This window comes from Phenylobacterium sp., from assembly GCF_036263695.1.
GTDB lineage: Bacteria > Pseudomonadota > Alphaproteobacteria > Caulobacterales > Caulobacteraceae > Phenylobacterium.
In genome coordinates, this window is sequence record NZ_DATAGM010000059.1 from 1 (window position 1) to 2,474 (window position 2,474).

The window sequence follows — 2,474 nt, forward strand, 5'->3', positions numbered from 1 at the left end:
ACGCCCGGCTCGTTGTCCACCAGCACCGCGAAGGTCGCCAGGTTCTCCACCTCGGCCTCGTGGGCGAGCTCGTACACGGATCCGGGTTGCGGGTCGGGCATGGCGGTCCTTCCGAAAGGTCGGCGGAGGGGTGTCACAACATCGGCTCTGCCGCAACTCCCGCCCCCAAACCGCTCATCCCGGCGAAAGCCAGCACCCGCCGGAGGCGGGGACAGCGAAGAGTCAGTCTGGCTCCCGGCATTCGCCGGGACGAGCGGGGATGGATCTGGCTCTCGCGCGGGCCCGCAGGGTCCGGAAGGTCACCGAGTAGCGCAGGGCCTCCACCGGCGGGATGGAGTGCTCCCACTCGCGGCGGGCAGGGCCGTCGATGACGTAGGCGGAGCGGGGCTCCACGGTCAACGCGGCGCGATCGAAGCCGCCCTGGCGGCGGCGGCGCAGGCGGAACAGGCCCGGCGCGGCGAGCGAGACGCCGATAACCTTGTCGAAGTCGGGCCGGTCCTTGTGCCAGCCAATGCCGGCGCCCGGCGGGTACTGGCTGACCATGACGTGCTCGAGGGTGTCGGGGGGCAGGCCCGCGAACGCCGCGGCCCGCTCGCGCAGCGGCAGAAGGAAGTCGGGGACGTCCTCGGCGCGCCCGAGTCCGCCGCCGTTGAAGTCGTAGCGCCAGCCGAAGGAGACGACGCGGCGCTTGCCGAGGAAGCCGTGGAACTCGAAGGCCTTGAAGGCCAGGGCCTCGAAGTGCGCGACGAGCGCCTGCTCCTCATCCGGCGTGATGATCTCAGGCTCGTAGCGGAAGCCCTCCGGCAGCTGCGGCTGTGTGTCGAACAGGCTGGGTTGGGCGAGAGCCATCGGCGGGATGTGGGGGGTGCGCTTGTATTTTTGAACCGCTCGTCCGGGCGAGAGCCGGGATCCATTCCGGAGGCCGCGCCCGCGGAGAGTCAGCCTGGATCCCGGCTTCCGCCGGGACGAGCGGAATGAAGTTCCCCAGCGTCACGCGTGACAGCGCCGCGCATCGGGCGCTTACTTCCCATCATGCGGTTCGACGAATATGCCGCCCACGACGGGCTCGGCCTGGCCGAGCTGGTCCGCAAGGGCGAGGTCACCGCCGCCGAGCTGGTCGAGGCGGCCATCGAGGGGATCGAGCGGCTCAATCCCCGCCTGAACGCCGTGGTCTACAAGGCCTACGACGAGGCGAGGGAGACCGCCCGCGGCCCGCTCTCCGGGGCCTTCGCCGGCGTGCCCTTCCTGATCAAGGACCTGGGCCTGGAGGTGAAGGGCTGGCCCCGCACCTCCGGCAGCCGCTTTGCGCCTGACGCGCCCGACGCCCGCGACAGCGAGCTCGTCACCCGCTACCGCGCCGCTGGCGTCGTGCTGGTCGGCAAGACCAACACGCCGGAGTACGGCATCCCGGGCGTCACCAACTCCCACCGCCTCGGCCCCTGCGGCAACCCCTGGAACCCGGAGCACATCTCCGGCGGCTCGTCGGGCGGCGCGGCGTCGGCCACGGCGGCCGGGATCGTTCCCCTGGCCCACGCCAGCGACGGCCTGGGCTCGATCCGCATCCCCGCGGCCTGCTGCGGCCTCGTCGGCCTGAAGGTCACGCGGGACCGCAACCCGAACGGGCCCGACGACTACGACCGGGCGATCGGCTTCTCCGTCGATCATGTGGTCAGCCGCACGGTGCGCGACAGCGCCGCCATGCTGGACGCCACCGGCTACCCGGAGGACGACAGCCCTTACGCCCCGCCGCCGAAGGCGCGGTCCTACCTTCAGGAGATCGCCACGCCGGCGGGCAAGCTGCGGATCGGCTTCTCCAGCCGCACAGCCTCGGGCCGGCCGATCGATCCGGAGGTGCAGGCCGCCTTCGAGGACGTTGTGAAGCTGCTTGAAGGCCTCGGCCACGAGCTCGTGCCGCACGACCTCGACATTGACTGGCGCAAGCTCTACCGGGCCCAGAGCCGGGTCTCGGCGGCCAACTTCTCGGCGGGCATGAAGCGGCGGGTCGAGGCCCTGGGCCGCGAGCCCGAGCCGCACGAGCTGGGACCGCTCGCCCGCCGGGGCTATGAGGCCGGCAAGCGGATCTCGGGCCAGGAGGCGCTGTGGGGCTGGCAGGAGCTCCGGGCCATGAACCGCCAGATCCTCCGCAGCCTCGCGCCCTTCGACGTCTATTTCCAGCCGGTGCTCGGCACGCCGCCGCCCAGGCTCGACGAGCTCGACCCGACCGGCGAGGATCTCGAGGCCTTCGACAAGGCCCAGGGCCGCCACTTCCCGTTCACGCCGCCGTTCAACTTCACCGGCCAGCCGTCCATGTCGCTGCCGCTGGCCTGGAGCGCGTCTGGCCTGCCGCTCGGGATGATGTTCACCGGCCGCTACGCCGACGAGGCGACCCTGTTCCGCCTGGCCGCCCAGCTGGAGCAGGCCAGGCCGTGGGCGCACCGCCGGCCCGAAACGGCGCTGCTCGCGCATGCCTGAGT

General features: G+C 71.8%; 2 protein-coding genes. One reads left to right on the forward strand and one right to left on the reverse strand.

Annotated elements, in window-relative coordinates; translation table 11 throughout:
* Nucleotides 1-222 precede the first annotated feature (222 nt).
* Nucleotides 223-849 carry an alpha-ketoglutarate-dependent dioxygenase AlkB gene (locus VHK87_RS02165; RefSeq protein ID WP_329633254.1) on the reverse strand — a complete coding sequence of 209 codons (627 nt, stop codon included), beginning with the start codon at nucleotides 847-849 and terminating at the stop codon, nucleotides 223-225.
* 183 nt (nucleotides 850-1,032) lie between these two features.
* Between VHK87_RS02165 and VHK87_RS02170 the strand changes: the two genes are divergently transcribed.
* Complete coding sequence (locus VHK87_RS02170; RefSeq protein WP_329633255.1) at nucleotides 1,033-2,472, forward strand: amidase; 1,440 nt, start codon at nucleotides 1,033-1,035, stop codon at nucleotides 2,470-2,472.
* Nucleotides 2,473-2,474: the final 2 nt, after the last annotated feature.